This is a genomic window from Microbaculum mangrovi (assembly GCF_051390635.1).
In the GTDB taxonomy this organism is placed as follows: domain Bacteria; phylum Pseudomonadota; class Alphaproteobacteria; order Rhizobiales; family Tepidamorphaceae; genus Microbaculum.
This window is the reverse complement of sequence record NZ_JBPODT010000004.1, coordinates 527,053-544,297: the sequence shown is the minus strand read 5'-3', so window position 1 is coordinate 544,297 and position 17,245 is coordinate 527,053. Positions and strand designations below refer to the sequence as shown.

Annotated in this window: 14 protein-coding genes and 1 tRNA gene; 8 read left to right on the top strand and 7 right to left on the bottom strand. The window is 68.0% G+C overall.

The genetic code is table 11. The features are described 5' to 3' along the window. Positions 1-4 precede the first annotated feature (4 nt). From ACSF9G_RS19315 to ACSF9G_RS19305, 3 genes are all read right to left on the bottom strand, one after another. Positions 5-1,072 carry an ABC transporter ATP-binding protein gene (locus ACSF9G_RS19315; protein ID WP_436643758.1) on the bottom strand — a complete coding sequence of 356 codons (1,068 nt, stop codon included), beginning with the start codon at positions 1,070-1,072 and terminating at the stop codon, positions 5-7. Positions 1,073-1,087: 15 nt separating this feature from the next. Then, complete coding sequence (locus ACSF9G_RS19310; RefSeq protein ID WP_436643757.1) at positions 1,088-2,155, bottom strand: ABC transporter ATP-binding protein; 1,068 nt, start codon at positions 2,153-2,155, stop codon at positions 1,088-1,090. A 202-nt stretch (positions 2,156-2,357) separates the two neighbouring features. Next, positions 2,358-4,097, bottom strand: a complete 1,740-nt coding sequence (locus ACSF9G_RS19305; protein WP_436643756.1) for an ABC transporter substrate-binding protein — start codon at positions 4,095-4,097, stop codon at positions 2,358-2,360. Positions 4,098-4,252: 155 nt separating this feature from the next. On the opposite strand from ACSF9G_RS19305, the gene ACSF9G_RS19300 reads away from it, so the two are divergent. The 3 genes from ACSF9G_RS19300 (at position 4,253) to glpK (ending at position 8,160) form a co-directional block, all read left to right on the top strand. Next, positions 4,253-5,050, top strand: a complete 798-nt coding sequence (locus ACSF9G_RS19300) for a DeoR/GlpR family DNA-binding transcription regulator (RefSeq protein WP_436643755.1) — start codon at positions 4,253-4,255, stop codon at positions 5,048-5,050. A 4-nt stretch (positions 5,051-5,054) separates the two neighbouring features. Further along, positions 5,055-6,608 carry a glycerol-3-phosphate dehydrogenase gene (gene glpD, locus ACSF9G_RS19295; RefSeq protein ID WP_436643754.1) on the top strand — a complete coding sequence of 518 codons (1,554 nt, stop codon included), beginning with the start codon at positions 5,055-5,057 and terminating at the stop codon, positions 6,606-6,608. Positions 6,609-6,672: 64 nt separating this feature from the next. Next, positions 6,673-8,160 (top strand): glycerol kinase GlpK, encoded by a 1,488-nt coding sequence (gene glpK / locus ACSF9G_RS19290; RefSeq protein ID WP_436643753.1) that lies wholly within the window; start codon positions 6,673-6,675, stop codon positions 8,158-8,160. An 86-nt stretch (positions 8,161-8,246) separates the two neighbouring features. Here glpK and ACSF9G_RS19285 read toward each other — a convergent pair whose 3' ends face one another. The 3 genes from ACSF9G_RS19285 to ACSF9G_RS19275 form a co-directional block, all read right to left on the bottom strand. Next, positions 8,247-11,270: an EAL domain-containing protein gene (locus ACSF9G_RS19285; protein WP_436643752.1), complete on the bottom strand. Its 3,024-nt coding sequence runs from the start codon at positions 11,268-11,270 to the stop codon at positions 8,247-8,249. A 152-nt stretch (positions 11,271-11,422) separates the two neighbouring features. After that, positions 11,423-12,376 (bottom strand): homocysteine S-methyltransferase family protein, encoded by a 954-nt coding sequence (locus ACSF9G_RS19280; RefSeq protein WP_436644039.1) that lies wholly within the window; start codon positions 12,374-12,376, stop codon positions 11,423-11,425. Positions 12,377-12,547: 171 nt separating this feature from the next. Further along, positions 12,548-12,622: transfer RNA gene (locus tag ACSF9G_RS19275), tRNA-Gly, on the bottom strand. A gap of 167 nt (positions 12,623-12,789) precedes the next feature. Here ACSF9G_RS19275 and ACSF9G_RS19270 point away from each other — a divergent pair. The 5 genes from ACSF9G_RS19270 to ACSF9G_RS19250 all read left to right on the top strand — a co-directional run bounded on the left by ACSF9G_RS19270 (position 12,790) and on the right by ACSF9G_RS19250 (position 15,714). Next, positions 12,790-13,302: a prolyl-tRNA synthetase associated domain-containing protein gene (locus ACSF9G_RS19270; RefSeq protein ID WP_436643751.1), complete on the top strand. Its 513-nt coding sequence runs from the start codon at positions 12,790-12,792 to the stop codon at positions 13,300-13,302. 125 nt (positions 13,303-13,427) lie between these two features. After that, positions 13,428-14,363, top strand: a complete 936-nt coding sequence (gene trxA / locus ACSF9G_RS19265; protein WP_436643750.1) for a thioredoxin — start codon at positions 13,428-13,430, stop codon at positions 14,361-14,363. A 22-nt stretch (positions 14,364-14,385) separates the two neighbouring features. Further along, positions 14,386-15,063, top strand: coding sequence for an LON peptidase substrate-binding domain-containing protein (locus tag ACSF9G_RS19260; RefSeq protein WP_436643749.1), 678 nt, complete (start codon positions 14,386-14,388; stop codon positions 15,061-15,063). A gap of 10 nt (positions 15,064-15,073) precedes the next feature. Beyond that, positions 15,074-15,280, top strand: a complete 207-nt coding sequence (locus tag ACSF9G_RS19255; RefSeq protein WP_436643748.1) for a Trm112 family protein — start codon at positions 15,074-15,076, stop codon at positions 15,278-15,280. Beyond that, positions 15,277-15,714 carry a bleomycin resistance protein gene (locus ACSF9G_RS19250; protein ID WP_436643747.1) on the top strand — a complete coding sequence of 146 codons (438 nt, stop codon included), beginning with the start codon at positions 15,277-15,279 and terminating at the stop codon, positions 15,712-15,714. Before ACSF9G_RS19255 ends, ACSF9G_RS19250 begins: the two co-directional genes overlap by 4 nt. 247 nt (positions 15,715-15,961) lie before the next feature. Here the strand turns inward: ACSF9G_RS19250 and ACSF9G_RS19245 are convergent, their stop codons facing one another. Continuing rightward, the gene (locus tag ACSF9G_RS19245; RefSeq protein WP_436643746.1) at positions 15,962-17,173 is read right to left on the bottom strand and encodes an FAD-dependent monooxygenase; all 1,212 of its coding nucleotides are present in this window, start codon (positions 17,171-17,173) and stop codon (positions 15,962-15,964) included. Positions 17,174-17,245: the final 72 nt, after the last annotated feature.

Sequence of the window (17,245 nt, the reverse complement as noted above, 5' to 3'; positions counted from 1 at the left end):
AGCCTCATTCCACGATCCAGCCGTCGGCGTAGACCTGCGTGTGCGCGGGGTCGAAACGCAGATGCGCCGCCTCGCCGGGAACCTCGACGCCCTCGCCGATCAGCAGCTTGATCTTCGTGTCGGCGTGCACGGTGTCGACGATGCGGTAGCGGCCGGCGTCGCTGACCTTGGTGATCCGCACCGGAATGCCGCTGTCGGAAAGGCTGACGAATTCCGGGCGGACGCCGAGTTCCAGCCGCCCCGCGCCGCCCGTCCAGGCCCGCGCGTTGTTAGTCTCCACCGCCAGCCCGTCGAGGAAGGCCGTGCCGTCCCTGACCTCGCAGGGCAGCACGTTCATGCCCGGCGAGCCGATGAAATGGCCGACGAAGGTGTGGCGCGGCCGCTCGAACAGGTCCTGCGGCGCCCCGATCTGCACCACCTCGCCCTCGTTCATCACCACCACCTGGTCGGCGAAGGTCAGCGCCTCGGTCTGGTCGTGGGTGACGTAGATCATCGTCACCCGCACCCGCTGGTGCAGCTCCTTGAGCTTGGAGCGCAGCTGCCACTTCAGATGCGGATCGATCACCGTCAGCGGCTCGTCGAACATGATGACGTTGACGTCGGAGCGCACCAGCCCGCGCCCCAGCGAGATCTTCTGCTTGCCGTCCGCGGTCAGGCCCGCCGCGCGCCTGTCCAGCGTGTCGGTCAGGTCGAGCATGCCGGCGATCTCGCGCACGCGGGCATCGACGTCGGCTTCCGCGACGCCGCGGTTGCGCAGGGGAAAGGCCAGATTGTCGTAGACGCTCATGGTGTCGTAGACGACCGGGAACTGGAACACCTGGGCGATGTGGCGCTTGTCCGGCGGCAGCGCGGTCACGTCGGCGCCGTCGAACAGCACCTGGCCCTCGGTCGGCTGCAACAGTCCCGAGATGATGTTGAGCAACGTCGTCTTGCCGCACCCCGACGGCCCGAGAAGGGCGTAGGCGCCGCCGTCCTGCCAGTCGACGTCGAGGCGCTTGAGCGCCCAGTCCGCCTCGCTCGCCGGATTGGCGAGATAGCTGTGGCGCAGCCCCTTCAGCGTGATCTTGGCCATCGCCGCGCTAGCCCCTCATGACGCCACGAGGCGGCCGTCCGCCGCAAACAGCATCGCCCGGGAGACGTCGATGAACAGCGGCGCGCGCGAGCCGACCTCGAAGGGGTGGATGCCGTGCGATTCCGACACCCAGGTCGCCTCGCCGATACGGAAATGGATGACGCTTTCCGATCCGCTCAGTTCGGTCACCAGCACCCGGCCCTCGATCGGCACGGGATGATCCCCCCTTTCTCCCGGGGTGACGTGGTGGGGCCTGACGCCCAGCACGTAGTCCCCGTCCTTCAGGTCCGCCTGCGGTCCCGTGGCCTGCCAGGTCGCCGCATCTCCCAGTGTGAACGTGTGTCCCGCCTTGCTCACCGGCGCCACGTTGATCGGCGGGTCGGAGAACACCTTCGCCGTGGTCAGGTCGCGGGGATGGCGGTAGAGCGAGGCCGTCGGCCCGAACTCGGTGACGCGGCCTTCGAACAGCGTCGCCGTGTGCCCGCCGAACAGAAGCGCCTCGGTCGGCTCGGTCGTCGCGTAGACGACGATCGCCTCGCGGTTCGAGAACAGCCTCGGCAGCTCGTCGCGCATTTCCTCGCGCAGCTTGAAGTCGAGATTGGCGAGCGGCTCGTCGAGCAACACCAGATCGGCGTCCTTGACCAGGGCGCGGGCGAGCGCGGTGCGCTGCTGCTGGCCGCCCGACAGCTCGCCGGGGCGTCGGTCCAGCATCGGCGTCAGCTTCAGAAGCGTCGCCATCTCGCGCACCCGCGCGTCGATGTCGGCCTTGCCGACGCGGGCCACCCGCAGCGGCGAGGCGATGTTCTCGTAGACCGTGAGGTTCGGGTAGTTGATGAACTGCTGGTAGACCATCGCCACGTTGCGCTTCTGCACGGGCATGCCGGTCGTATCGACGCCGTTGAACCAGACCGAGCCGCTGGTCGGCCGGTCGAGCCCCGCCATCAGCTGCATCAGGGTCGTCTTGCCGGCCAGCGTCGTGCCCAGCAGGATGTTGAAGCTGCCGGGCTCGAGCGTGAGGTCCGTCGGATGGATGTGAACGTCCGCGCCGACGCGCTTGGTGACGTTCCTGAGTTCGAGTGTCATGGCCGTCGACAGCGTTGCTTAAGGAAGCGCGCGGGCGCAACCCCGAAGGGCGGTGGGACGGGGCGCATCCCGGGATGCGTCCCGAAGATGCGTCCCGTCCGGTCAACGGCCTGAGGCCGTCGGGAGGATTGCCGTTCCGGTCCGGCGACCGGCCGATGAGCCGGTCGCCGCCCCCGGGGCATGGCCCCGGGCAATTCCGCCTTTATTGCGCCGCCCAGCGCGCGGTCAGCTCGTCGTACGAGATCGTCTCGCCCTGCGGCTTCTCGTTGTCGAGCTTCGCCGCGGGACCGTCGGGCTTGCCGAGCCATTCGGACGGGTCCTTGGCCTCGTTCAAGCGCGGTCCGCAACCGCCATAGGTATTGTTGGCTTTGTCGGCGGCTTCCATGCGGGCCATGATCTGGTCCATCTCCCCGGCCAGCCGGTCCATCGCCTCCTGCGGCGTGAACGCGCCCGAGTTGACGTCGCCGATCTGCTGCCACCACAGCTGCGCGAGCTTGGGATAGTCCGGCACGTTGATGCCCGTCGGCGTCCACGCCACCCGGTCGGGCGAGCGGTAGAACTCGACCAGGCCGCCGAGCTTCGGCGCGCGCTGGGTGAAGGAGTCGTGGTTGATCGTGGAGTCGCGGATGATCGTCAGGCCGACCTGGCTCTTCTTCACGTCCACCGTCTTGGAGACCACGAACTGGGCATAGAGCCACGCCGCCTTGCGCCGGTCGACCGGGGTCGACTTGAACAGCGTCCACGAGCCGGTGTCCTGGTAGCCGAGCTTCATGCCCTCCTTCCAGTAGGGCCCGTGCGGCGAGGGCGCCATCCGCCATTGCGGAGTGCCGTCGTCGTCGACGGTGTTGTTGCCCTCGCTCTTGGGCGCGACCATGTTGGCCGTGAACGCGGTGTACCAGAAGATCTGCTGGGCGACGTTGCCCTGCGCCAGCGCCGGCAGCGACTGGTAGAAGTCATAGTCGGCGGCGCCGGGCGGGGCGTACTTGCGCAGCCACTCGTCCCATTTGCGGATCGCGTAGACCGAGCCGGGCGCGTTGGTGCCGCCGCCACGCGAGACCGAGGCGCCGGACGGGTTGCACGTGCCTTCCTCCATGCGGATGCCCCACTCGTCGATCGGCCGTCCGTTCGGCAGGCCCGGCGAGGTGGAGCCGGCCATCGACAGCCAGGCGTCGGTCATGCGCCAGCCGAGATCCGGCGCGCGCTTGCCGTAGTCCATGTGGCCGTAGACGCGGACGCCGTCGATTTCCTTGATGTCGTTGGTGAAGAACTCGGCGATGTCCTCGTAGGCCGACCAGTTCACCGGCACGCCGAGGTCGTAGCCGTATTTGGCCTTGAACTTCTCCTTGATGTCGGGACGGTCGAACCAGTCCTTGCGGAACCAGTACAGGTTGGCGAACTGCTGGTCGGGCAGCTGCCAGATCTTGCCGTCCGGCCCGGTGGTGAACGAGATGCCGATGAAGTCCTCGATGTCGAGCATCGGGTTGGTGACGTCCTTGGCCTCTCCGTTCATCCAGTCGGACAGGTTCACCGCGCTCTGCAGGCGCGAATGCGTGCCGATCAGGTCGGAGTCGTTGATATAGGCGTCATAGAGGTTGCGGTTCGTCTGCATCTGCGTTTGAACCGCCTGGACCACTTCGCCCTCGCCGAGAAGCTGGTGGTTCACCTTGATGCCGGTGATCTCCTCGAACGCCTTGGTCAGGGTTTCCGATTCATAGGTGTGTGTCGGGATCGTCTCCGACAGCACGTTGATCTCCATGCCCTGGAACGGCTCCGCGGCCTTGATGAACCATTCCATCTCCTTCATCTGCTCCTCCTTGGAGAGCACCGAAGGCTGGAACTCGCTGTCGATCCACTTCTCCGCTTCCGCCATGCCGGCGACGGCCGGGCCGGACAGCGCGAGAAGGGCCGTGGCTGCTACGGCAGCCATCATTTCGCGTTTCATTGGCTTCCTCCCATGTGGAATGCAGAAAAACTATCAAACGAAAGAAACCGAACGTCAATACGAAAATATCGTTGTTTTATTGGCTGGTTTAGCGAAAAATATTGAGGCGCGAACCGGCAATTTCGCACATGCGAAAATAACCGAAAGGAATGGAAATGCAGCCACTTACGCCGCGTCAGGCCGACATCCTGGGCCGCGCACGGCAGGTCGGACGCGTCGAGGTCGAGGGACTTTCGCTTCAGTTCGACGTCACCCCGCAAACCATCCGAAAGGATCTGAACGAGCTGTGCGAGCGCCGGCTCCTGCAGCGGATCCACGGCGGCGCCATCTATCCGTCGGGCGCGTCGAACTACGCCTATGATTCGCGCCGCATGCTGGCCGCCGAGGAGAAACGGCGCATCGGCGTTCGCGCCGCCGCGCTCATTCCCGACAACGCCTCGATCATGCTCAACATCGGCACCACCACGGAGCAGGTCGCCCGCGCGCTGCGCTTTCGCGAGGGCATCATGGCGATCACCAACAACATCAACGTCGCCCATATCCTGCGCGAGGCGCCGTCCGGCGAGGTGGTCATCGCCGGCGGCCTGGTGCGCAAGTCCGACGGCGGCATCGTCGGCGAGGCCACCGTCGACTTCATCAGGCAGTTCAAGGTCGACTACGCGGTGATCGGCGCCTCGGCGATCGATCTCGACGGCACCATCCTCGACTACGACTACCGCGAGGTGCGGGTCGCCCGCGAGATCGTCCAGCACGCCCGCCAGACCATTCTCGTCGCCGACGCCATGAAGTTCGAGCGCAACGCGCCGGTCAGGATCGCCCATCTCTCCGACATCGACGTGCTGGTGACCGACCACGTGCCGCCCGAGCCGATCGCCGAGATCTGCCGCGAGGCGCAGGTCCGCATCGAGGTCGCCGGGGCGGACACCGCGGAAGACACCGGCGAGGCGGCCTGAGCACATGGCGGCTTCCGACTTCACCTCCGATCTCGACTACGACGTCTTCGTCATCGGCGGCGGCATCAACGGCGCCGGCGTGGCCCGCGACGCGGCCGGCCGCGGCTTTTCCGTGGGGCTCGCCGAAAAGGACGATCTGGCCAGCGGCACCTCGTCCGGCTCGACCAAGCTGATCCACGGAGGCCTGCGCTACCTCGAATTCTACGAGTTCCGCCTCGTCCGCGAGGCGCTGGTGGAACGCGAGGTCTTGTGGGCCAACGCCCCGCACATCATCTGGCCACTGCGCTTCGTGCTGCCGCATCAGGCCGGCCTGCGCCCCGCCTGGATGCTGCGCCTCGGCCTGTACCTCTACGATTACATCGGCGGACGCAGGCGCCTGCCGCCGGCGCGCACCATCGACCTGCGCACCGATCCGGCCGGCAAGCCGCTCAAGCCAGGCTTCTCGAAGGCGTTCGAGTATTCCGACTGCTGGGTACAGGATGCCCGCCTCGTCGCCATCAACGCCCGCGACGCGGCCGCGCGCGGCGCCGACATCATGACCCGAACCGAATGCACGCGGCTGCAGCGCGCGGACGGCGGCTGGCGCATCACCCTGGAGGACCGCCATACCGGCGCGTCGCGCGAGGTCACCGCCCGCCTGGTCGTCAACGCCGCCGGCCCCTGGGTCGACGCGGTGCTGACCCGGGTCGCGGGCGTAAACCGGGTGCACAACATCCGCCTCGTCCAGGGCAGCCATATCGTCGTGCCGCGCCTGTTCGACCATGACCGCTGCTACATCTTCCAGAACGCCGACGGCCGGGTGATGTTCGCCATCCCCTACGAGCGCGACTTCACGCTGATCGGCACCACCGACCGCGACTTCGACGGCGATCTCGACCACGTCGCGATCGCCGTCGACGAGGTCGCCTATCTGTGCGCGGCCGCCAGCGAGTACTTCGCCCGCCCGGTGACGCCCGACCAGGTGGTGTGGACCTATTCCGCCGTCCGCCCGCTCTATGACGACGGCGCCTCGAAGGCCCAGGAGGCGACCCGCGACTACGTGCTGAAGACCGACGGCGACGCCGCCACCGGCGCGCTCGTCAACGTCTTCGGCGGCAAGATCACCACCTATCGCCGTCTCGCCGAAGCGGTCATGGCCGATATCGAGGCAATCCTGGGCACGCGGGGGCCCGCCTGGACATCGTCGGTCGCCCTGCCGGGGGGCGATTTCCCAGCGGAGGGCTTCGACCGGCTGGTCGACGATCTCGCCGCCCATCACCCCGCCCTGCCGCGGCCGCTGATCCATCGCCTCGCCCGCAACTACGGCACCGAGGCCCGGCGCATTCTCGCCGGCGCCAGATCGCTCGACGCGCTCGGCGCCCGTTTCGGCGCCGATCTGCACGAGGCCGAGGTCCGGTTCCTGATCGACGCGGAATGGGCGCGCACCGCCGACGACGTTCTGTGGCGGCGTTCCAAGCTCGGCCTGCGCCTGAGCGCGGATGAGGCGGCCGGTCTGCAATCCTGGATGGCGCGGGTGCAATCGGAAGCCGGACGGCCTATGACAGACGCCAAGCCGTGACGGCGGGCCATGCATTGATCGGGGCCACGCCTGGAAGCGGCATGGCCATTGGGGGAGGCAAGGCATGAGCGCGAACGTTCTGGCGATCGATCAGGGCACCACGTCGTCGCGCGCCATCGTGTTCGACGGCGACTATCGCAACATCGCCGTGGCGCAGGAGGAATTCGCCCAGCACTTCCCCGCCTCCGGCTGGGTCGAGCACGAACCCGAGGACATCTGGGACACGACGCTGCGCACGGCGAAGGCCGTCGTCGCCGAGGTCGGCGGGCCCGGCGCCATCGCCGCGCTCGGCATCACCAACCAGCGCGAGACCACCGTGATCTGGGACCGGCGCACCGGCAAGGCGATCCACCGCGCCATCGTGTGGCAGGACCGGCGCACCGCAGACCGGTGCGCGCGGCTGAAGGCCGACGGCCTCGAGCCGACGGTCGCGGCCAGGACCGGCCTGCTGCTCGATCCCTATTTCTCCGGCACCAAGATCGGCTGGATCCTCGATCACGTCGACGGCGCGCGCGCCGCCGCCGAGGCCGGCCATCTCGCCTTCGGCACCGTCGACAGCTTCCTGCTGTGGCGGCTGACCGGCGGCACGGTGCACGCGACCGACGCCACCAACGCGTCGCGCACGCTGCTGTTCGACATCCACAAGGGCGACTGGGACGACGAGCTGCTGGCCGCCCTCGACGTTCCGCGTACGCTCCTGCCCGAGGTCCGCGATTCCTCCGCCGATTTCGGCGAGACCGTGCCGGACCTGTTCGGCGGGGCGATCGCGATCCGCGGAATGGCCGGCGACCAGCAGGCGGCGACCGTCGGCCAGGCCTGCTTCGCGCCGGGCATGGTCAAGTCCACCTACGGCACCGGCTGCTTCGCCGTGCTCAACACCGGGCCGGAGGCGGTCACCTCGCAGAACCGGCTCCTGACCACCATCGCCTACCGGCTCGACGGCCGGACCACCTACGCGCTGGAAGGTTCGATCTTCATCGCCGGCGCCGCCGTCCAGTGGCTGCGCGACGGGCTCGGCGTCATCGCCCATGCCGACCAGTCCGGCGAGTTCGCCGCCGAGGCCGACCCCAGCCACGACGTCGTGCTGGTACCGGCCTTCACCGGGCTTGGCGCGCCGCACTGGGACGCGGATGCGCGCGGTGCCCTCTACGGGATCACCCGGGCGACCGGGCCGCGCGAGCTTGCCCATGCCGCGCTCGAATCGGTCTGCTTCCAGACCCTCGACCTGATCGAGGCGATGCATCGCGATCTGCCCGGCCACGACGCCGACACCGTGCTGCGCGTCGACGGCGGCATGGTCGCCAGCGACTGGACCATGCAGCGCCTCGCCGACATTCTCGACGCGCCGGTCGACCGGCCCGTGGTGCTCGAGACGACGGCGCTGGGCGCGGCCTGGCTCGCCGGCCGGGGCGCCGGCGTGTGGCCCGACATGGACGGGTTTTCCGCGTCCTGGCGCCGCGACCGGCGCTTCGAGCCGTCGATGGCCCCGGACGTGCGCGCGGCGCGGATCGCCCGGTGGAACGACGCGGTCCGGCGCACCCTCAGCCGTTGACGGCACCGCCGCCCCGGTAGCGCCCTGGTCGCATCGCCCCGCGCCTAAGGGCCGGATTCGGGCTCCGCCGGCTAGTTGGATACGGCTCAAGCGGTGGCGCGGTGGCGCCGGCGGATTCCGGTGGGTTTGAAATCGAGCGCGCCGACGGGCCGCGGCTTCGCGAACAGATAGCCCTGCATCTGCGTGCAGCCCGCCACGCGCAGCAGCTGGAGCTGCTCCTCGGTCTCGATGCCTTCGGCGGTGGTGTCGATGCCCATGGTCCTGGCGAGCCCCGCGACGGCGCAGACGATCGCGCCGCTGTCGCCGTCCCCGGACACCTCGGCGACGAACGATCGGTCGATCTTGATCTTCGAGAAGCGGAACTCCTTGAGGTAGCGCAACGAGCTGTAGCCGGTGCCGAAATCGTCCAGGACGACGGCGACGCCGAGATCGCGCAGCCGGTGCAGCAGGCTGAAATCCCAATCGTATTTCTGCAGCAGGACGGATTCGGTGATTTCCAGTTCCAGCCGTCCGGGCTCGAGTCCCGTCTCGTGAAGCGCCGAGGCGACGACATCGACGATGTCGCCGGTGCGGAACTGGACCGGCGAGATGTTCACCGCCACCTTGATATGCGCCGGCCACGCCATGGCGTCGGCGCAGGCCTGTCGCAGGATCCACCGGCCGATCGGGACGATCAGCCCCGTGTCCTCGGCGATCGGAATGAAGCTGTCCGGAAGCAGCAGGCCGGCGCTGGGATGGTTCCAGCGCACCAGCGCCTCGAAGCTCACCGGCTCGCGCGTCGATGCGGCGACGATCGGCTGGTAGTGGAGCGCGAGTTCGGACCTGGGCAGCGCCGCCATGAGATCCGCCTCGAACGCCCGGCGCGAGCGCACCTCCTCGTCCATCTCGGACTCGAAGAAACGAAACCCGCGGCGGCCGTCCGATTTCACCTTGTAGAGCGCCAGGTCCGCGCTGCGCAGCAGCACGTCCGCGTTGACGCCGTGATCGGGCGCGAGCGCGATGCCGATGCTCGCGCCGACGCGGACCTGGTGACCGGACAGGTGGAAGGGCTGGCCGACCTCGCGCAGGATCCGTTTGGCCAGGCTGGCGGCGTCGTCCCGGGGATCGCTGCCCAGGCGTTCCAGAATGGCGAATTCGTCGCCGCCGAGCCGGGCGACGGTATCGCCGCTGCGGATCGTGGCGACCAGGCGCTGGGCGACCATCTCGATCAGCGTATCGCCGCAGGGATGGCCGAACCGGTCGTTGACCGCCTTGAAATCATCGAGATCCAGGACGTGCACCGCGAACCGCGTCCCGTCCCTCGCGCTTTGCGCCATCGCCTCTGCGACGGTCTCCAGGAAGAATCGGCGATTGTAGATCTGGGTCAGCGGGTCCTTGATGGACTCCCGCACCAGCCGGCGGCGCATCTCCACGTTCGACAGGGCCAGCGACAGGCCTTCGGCGACCGCCACCGCCAGCTCCCTGTCGTTCCTGGCATGGTCGTCCCGATTCCCGGGAGACGGCGCGACCACCAGCGACCCGAACGTGTCGCCGTCGGATACCAGCGGAACACAGACGAGGTTCTTCGGTTCGCAGCCGCGGCAACGCTCGTGGAAGCCCGACAGCGCGGCGGCCTCGTTCGCGGCGCAGGTGGCGTGCGAAGAGTCCGCCAGCGCCGCGCGCATGTCGACGTCGAGCGTGTCCTTGCCCCACCAGCGGACGCCTCTCAGCTCTCCGCTCCCCGGATCGCCATGGATCGAGATGGCGCCGTAGCGGCCGCTGAAGATCCGCTTCGAGAACGCGTGCACGACATCCAGCGCGTCCTCGCCCCGGTCGCACGACATCAGCATCTCGAGCATCTGGTTGAGCAGCACCCGTTCGCGGTCGCGTCGCGCCATCGTCGCGACCGTCGTCTTCAGCTCGGCGACCAGGTCGGCTGATCGCCGCTCGGCCTCCGTCAGGGCGATTTCGGCAAGCCGCTGCTCGGTGATGTCCAGCACGGTGCCCGCGGATCTGAGCGGCGTCCCGTCGTCTGAAAAGTCCGTCACGCCGCGCTCGTGGACGTACTTGATGCGACCATCGGGCATTCTCAGCCGATGGATGACCTCGTAGGGCGTGCGATCCGTCAGCGATCGGTTGTAGGCCGCGTCGACCAGCGCGCGATCGTCTTCATGGACGACGTCGAGGAACGCGTCGTACGACGGAGTGAATCCCAAGGCGTCGAGCTCGAAGAGCCGGAAGATTTCCTCGGACCAGTGCAGCGCACCGGTACGCAGGTCGAGTTCCCAGTTCCCCAGGCCGGCGATCCTCTGCGCCTCCTTCAGCCGCGCCTCGCTGGCGGCCATCGCCGCCTGCGCGGCGAGGCGCTGGCTGACGTCCTGGCCGACGGCCAGCAGGGAAACCGGCTGGCCGGTCTCGTCGCGGATGGCCTGATCGTGCCACTCGACCTCGATCTCGCGGCCGTCGCGCGTCAGGATGGCGTTGGTGTTTCCGCGGCCGGGACAGCCGGACAGGGCCTGTCGGAACACCCGTTCGACGCATCCGCGCTCACGCTCCGGCACGAAGGTCGCGAACCAGTCCTTGCCGCGTATCTCCGCCAGCGCGTAGCCCGTCAGCTGCTCGAAATGCGGGTTTACATGTGCGATCCTGCCGTCCTTGTCGAGAACGAGAACGATGACAGGCGCCATTTCGACGAGATTCTCCGCGAAATCCTTTTCCTGTTCCAGTTGCTTGAGAATGGCCTCCCGGTCCGACACGTCCGTCGCCGAGCCGACGATCGCCGTGACCTGTCCGCGTTCGTCCAGAAGCGGCACCAGGGTGCCGTCGAGGGCGACGATCTGGTCCTCGGCGGCCTTGATCGTCAGGTCCAGGCGGACCGTCTCTCCTTCGGCGGCCGTCTTGAACGCCGCGCGCAGCCTGGCCTGCTGCTCCGCCGAATGCGACAACCAGAAGGTATCCCAGATTGGCTTTCCGACGGCGTCCTCCCGGCGCAGGCCGGCGCGATCGAGCGGAGACTTGTTCACCTCGAGAAAGGTACCGTCGACCGCGAATATGCCTATGAAGGAAAATAGGCTGTCGAGAACCGCGCCGAGCCCATACCGCCCGGAATCCGACATCGATGTGTTTTCCATATGCGCCCGCCCGCCACCGAAAGGCTTACTCTTCTTCGGCGTAACGGCGCACACGATGACGCGGGAATGTATACATTTAGTGCAACGAAAAGAGTGGCTTCACTCCTAGAGTTAACAAATTGCTTACGAATCGCCGCGAGGCCGCCGCGACGCTAGGCCGCCCGCGCCTGCACGCAGGCGTCTCGGATCGTCGTCACGTGCCGGTGGTCGGTACCACAGCAGCCGCCGAATACGGTGAGGTTGGGCATGATCCGGGTGAGCGCGCGCAGGCGCCGGCCGAGATCGTGCGGATCGCCCTCGTCGAGGGTCTCCGCTTCGTCGAGTTCGGCGTGGCTCTTGGTGGAGGCGTTGGCGCGCACGCCGCGCACCCGTTCGAGCCACGCCCCGCCGGCCGTCACCGCATCCTCGAAATGGCTCGGATGCGCGCAGTTGATCATGTAGTAGGCCGGACCGTCGCCGGTCGCCGCGTCGACGGCGGCCACCGCCGCGCCAAGCGCCTCGCCCGACGGCAGCCGTCCGTCGGTCTCGGTCGTGAACGAGATCGCGCAGGGCATGCCGGCATCGCGCGCGGCAAGCGCCAGTCCGGTGGCTTCCGGCACGTTCGTCATGGTGATCGCGGTGACCATGTCGGCCCCGGCCTCGGCGAACGCTCCGATCTGGGCGCTGTGATAGGCGCGCGCCTCCCCGGCATCCATCGGCGCGCCGGGATCGTAGCCGTCGCCGCGCGGACCGAGGCAGCCGCTGATGACGAATTTCGACGCCGGCGTCTCGTATCGCTCGCGCAGCTCCGCCATCAGGGCGATCGCATCCCGGTTCACCCGCGCCATCGCCTCGGCGTCGTAGCCGAGCTTTTCGCCCCAGTCGGCGCTTGCCCGCCAGGTCGGGCTTTCGAGAATGAAGCCATGGCCGCCGTCCACGGCAAGCCGCGCGTAACGGCCGAAATAGTCGCGCAGGGCCTGCCGTCCCGCATCGCGGTCGAGCAGCGTGAACGCGGCGAAGTAGGGCAGGTCCAGCCCGTCGTGGAAGATCAGGCAGGTTTCGATCCCGCCGTCGGTCAGAAACATCTCGCCCGACATCTGCGGCAGGGCATTGCGGTACTTGGCCATCGCGTGTCGCTCCGTCATCCAGCAATCGTGATCCTGGAACGGAGACGTAGCGGCGGCGGGTTCCGGTCATATGTCGGCGCTGTTTCCGGGCCGTTTCAGCGGCGGAAAACGCGTTTCAGGCGCGCTTCCGACGCACCCGCAAAACCGAAATCGAGATTTTTGGAGAGAATTTGGAGCGGGCGATGAGATTCGAACTCACGACCCCAACCTTGGCAAGGTTGTGCTCTACCCCTGAGCTACGCCCGCTCTGGCGTCGCCGTTTCCGGCGCTTCGGGCGCCTTATATGCACAACAGCCGTACCGATTGCAATGGGCCTTCGCGTCTGAATGCGGGCAATGGTGGGATTGTGATAATCCGTCACGGTCTCTAGAAGCGATCGAACGACGAATTCTCAGCCCAGGACGCCGCGTTCCATGCCGTTTTCCCCCGACGATCTCTTCGCCCGCCTGGACGCGCTCGGGATCGAGACGACCACCGTCGAGCACCCGCCGCTGTTCACCGTCGCCGAATCGCAGGCCCTGCGCGGCAAGATCGCCGGCGGGCATTCCAAGAACCTGTTCCTGAAGGACAAGAAGCACCAGGTCTGGCTGGTCGTCGCCGAGGAAGACGCCGAAATCGACCTGAAGCGCCTGCATGCGCGCATCGGGTCGGCGCGGCTGTCCTTCGGCAAGCCGGATCTGCTCGAGGCGCTGCTCGGCGTTCAGCCCGGCTCGGTGACGCCGTTCGGCGCGATCAACGACCGCGACGGCCGCGTCATCGTCGTCCTCGACGCGGCGCTGATGGCGCACGATCTCCTCAATTTCCACCCGCTGACCAACGCCGCGACGACCACGATCCGCCGCGACGACCTGATCGCCTTCCTGAAGGATTGCGGACACGAGCCCCGCATCGTCGCGGTCTCCGGCACCGACGCGGCGGCGGACTGACCAATCGTGCCCGCGCGGCGGATTTGCACTTGGCGGCGTCACGCCCCATCTTAGGCGCCAATCGGACCGGACCGGCCTCGGCCGGTGTCGTGGCCTCGGAAACCGAACAACAGGACGGCTCAGACATGGATCTTTCATCGCTCGCACCCGGCGGTGGCAACGGCGGCGGCCCCAATGGCGGCGCGCCCGGCGGCCTCATCAAGGACACCACCACCCAGGACTTCATGAAGGACGTCGTGGAGGAATCGCGGAACCAGCCGGTTCTCGTCGATTTCTGGGCGCCCTGGTGCGGCCCCTGCAAGCAGCTCGGCCCGACGATCGAGAAGATCGTCACCGAGGCCGGGGGCCAGGTGAAACTCGTCAAGATGAATATCGACGAGCATCCCGCCATCGCCCAGCAGATGGGCGTCCAGTCGATTCCCGCCGTCTTCGCCTTCGTCGACGGCCGCCCGGTCGACGGCTTCATGGGCGCGCTGCCGGAAAGCCAGATCAAGGAATTCATCGCCCGCATCGCCGGGCCGACACCGGAGGAAGCCGGGCTCGAGGACGTGCTCGCCTCCGCCCAGGCCTCCTTCGACGAAGGCGATTTCGCCGGCGCCGCCGAGATCTACGCCGCCGTGCTCCAGGAGGATCGCGAGAACGTCGCCGCGATCTCCGGTCTCACCCGCTGCCTGATCGCCTCCGGCGAGCTCGACCGCGCCCGCCAGACGCTGGCGCTGGTGCCGCCGGGCAAGGAGGCCGACCCGCTCGTCGCCGGCGCCAAGGCGGCGCTGGATCTGGCCGAGCAGACCGCCGACATCGGCGATCTCGGCGAGCTCTCCCAGCGGCTCGAGGCCAACGCCAACGATCACCAGGCCCGCTTCGACCTGGCGCTGGCGCTCAACGCGCGCGGCGACCGCGAGGACGCGGTCAATCACCTCATCGAGATCATCCGCCGCAAACGCGACTGGAACGACGAGGCCGCCCGCAAGCAGCTGCTGCAGTTCTTCGAGGCCTGGGGGCCGATGGACCCGATGACCATCGAGGCGCGGCGCAAGCTGTCCTCGGTGCTGTTCGCATAAAGCCCGGTCGGGAGGCCGGCTGATGGCGATCAACAAAGGCTACCATGCGCCCGGCGACCTGCCGCCGGTGATCCCCGTGTTTCCGCTTGCCGGTGCGCTGCTGCTGCCGCGCGGCGAGTTGCCGCTGAACGTCTTCGAGCCGCGTTATCTCGCCATGATCGACGACGTGCTGGCCGGCAATCGGGTGATCGGCATGATCCAGCCGCATATCGGGCCCGACGGCGTCGACGAATCCGATCCCCCGGCGCTGTCGCAGGTCGGCTGCGCTGGCCGGCTGACCGCGTTTCAGGAGACCGGCGACGGTCGCTACCTGGTCACGTTGACTGGCATCGTGCGGTTCCGCGTGGTCGAGGAGGCCGGCGTCGACACGCCCTACCGCCAGTGCCGCGTCACCGCGGAGCCCTTCGCCGTCGATTTCGCCGCCCATCAGGGCGAGGAAGCCGTTGACCGCGACAAGCTGCTGGCCACGCTCCGCGATTTCCTCGAGGCCAACGACATGGAGACCGACTGGGAGTCGATCAACCGCGCCTCGAATGAGACGCTGGTCAACGCCCTGTCCATGCTCAGCCCCTACGGCCCGCGCGAGAAGCAGGCGCTGCTAGAGGCCGCCGATCTGAACACCCGCGCCGAGGTGCTGATCGCGGTCACCGAGATGGCGCTGGCGCGTGCCGGCGACGAGCCCGGCCCCTCCCTGCAATAGAGACGTTGAAATGACCGCGCGCACCTCGATCGACCCCAAGCTGCTGGAAATCCTCGTCTGCCCGCTGACCAAGACGGTGCTCGAATATGATTCGGAACGCCAGGAACTGATCAGCCGCGCCGCCAAGCTCGCCTACCCGATCCGCGACGGCATCCCGATCATGCTGGCGGAGGAAGCCCGGCAGCTCGACGAGGACGAGCTCAGGCAGAAGCCGTGACGGTCACGGGCGCCCGGCTCGTTCCCGAACTTCTCTGTTCCAGCCTCAAGGACAGTCTCGCCTTCCATGTCGGTCTTGTCGGCTTCACGGTCCTGTATGACCGCCCCGAGGACGGTTTCGCCTATCTCGATCTCGAAGGCGCCGAGCTGATGCTCGAGGAAGCCCCCGAACGCACCGACGACGCGCGCGTCTGGTGGACGGCCGAACCCGAGAAACCCTATGGACGCGGCATCAACTTGCAGATCGAGGTTACCGACGTCTACGCGATCCACGCGCGCCTGAATGCCGCCGGCTGGCCGCTGTTCCGGCCTATCGAGGAAAAGTGGTACCGCAAGGATGACGGCGAGGTCGGCAACCGCCAGTTCCTCGTCCAGGACCCGGACGGCTATCTGTTCCGTTTCTTCTCCGATCTCGGCGAGCGCCCGCTCGGCTGAGCGGATCGCGCGCGGCGCAACGTGTGCCGGGAGCCGACAGCCCAATGGATACCGGCCGGCAAATGCTGGCCGGCGGATACTGGATTCCCGCCTTCGCCGGAATCCCGTGTCGCGCGCTGGGTCTCGCCTCTCCATCGCTCATTCCCGCGCAAGCGGGAATTGGGAAGCGATGGTATCCGGCCGTGCCGCACGCTGGCCGATCCCCGCTTTCGCGGGGATGAGCGGGGAAATGACGGGTTTTAAAGTCCTACACCGGTTCGCCGCGCAGGAGCCGCGGCGCGCTGCCGGCGTCGCCGGCGGCTTCCGTCACGAACAGCGTCTTCAGCGGCGCGATCCGGTCGACGAGCCCGAGGCCAACGTCGCGCAGCGCCCGTAAGGGCCCCAGATCGTTGGAGAACAGCCGGTTGATTGTTTCGGTGGCGGCGGCGAGCTGCACCGTGTCGAAGCGCCGCCAGCGCTGGTAGCGCTCCAGCACCGTCAGCGCGCCGATGTCCTCGCCGCGCCGCGCCGCCTCGGCGACGACCTGCGCCAGCGCCGCGACGTCGCGTAGCCCCATGTTAAGGCCGAGCCCCGCCAGCGGATGCAGCCGGTGCGCCGCATCGCCCACGAGCGCGATGCGCGGGGCGACGAAGGCGCGGGCCAGGATCAGGTCGAGCGGATGGACGCGCGGCGCCTCGACGACGGCGATGTCCCCGACCTCCGGCCCCGCGCGCTGTTCCAGTTCCGCAAGAAAGCCGTCGGCGTCCAGCCGGGCGAGCCGGGCTGCCTCGTCCGAAACTTCGGTCCAGACGATGCCGCGCCGGTTGCCAGGCAGCGGCAGCATGGCGAACGGCCCGCCGGGCAGGAAATGCTGGATCGCCTCGCCATCATGCGGGACTTCCGTCTCGATGATGGTGATGATGGCCGCCTGGCCGTAGGACCAGCCGACGGTCCGGATGCCGGCCGCCTTGCGCACCGACGACCGGGCCCCGTCGGCGCCGACCAGGAGCCGCGATGACACCTCTTCGCCGGCAATCCGCACGCCATAGGTGTCGACCGAGACGCCATCGACGGTAAAGTCGTTCTCGACCGCCAGCCCGGCCTCGTCGCTCGCCTCCAGGATCGCCCGCTGCAGGTCGCGGCCATCGACGAAATGGGCGAACGGCTCGCCCTCGCCGACCGTGCCGGCGATCGTCAGGAACACCGGCCGCACCAGTTCTGCGGCACGGCTGTCCGTGATCCGCATGGCGGTACAGACCTGGGTCTTGCCTTCGAGCCGCTGCCAGATGCCGAGCTCCTCCAGCATCCGTACCGTGCTCGCGGCCATCGCGTAGGCGCGCGTGTCGTTGGGTTCGACATGCGCCGGGGCGGCATCGACGAGGCCGATATCGAGGTCGACCCCGCCCGCCCCGTGCAGCGCCAGCGCCAGCACGCGGCCCGCGTATCCGGCCCCGGCGATGGTGATATCGAATTCGCTCATGGCAGCTCTGCCCCGAATGGACCCGTCTTCAGCGCGCGCTCACTTGACTTGGCGGCGGCACCCCCGGCACCT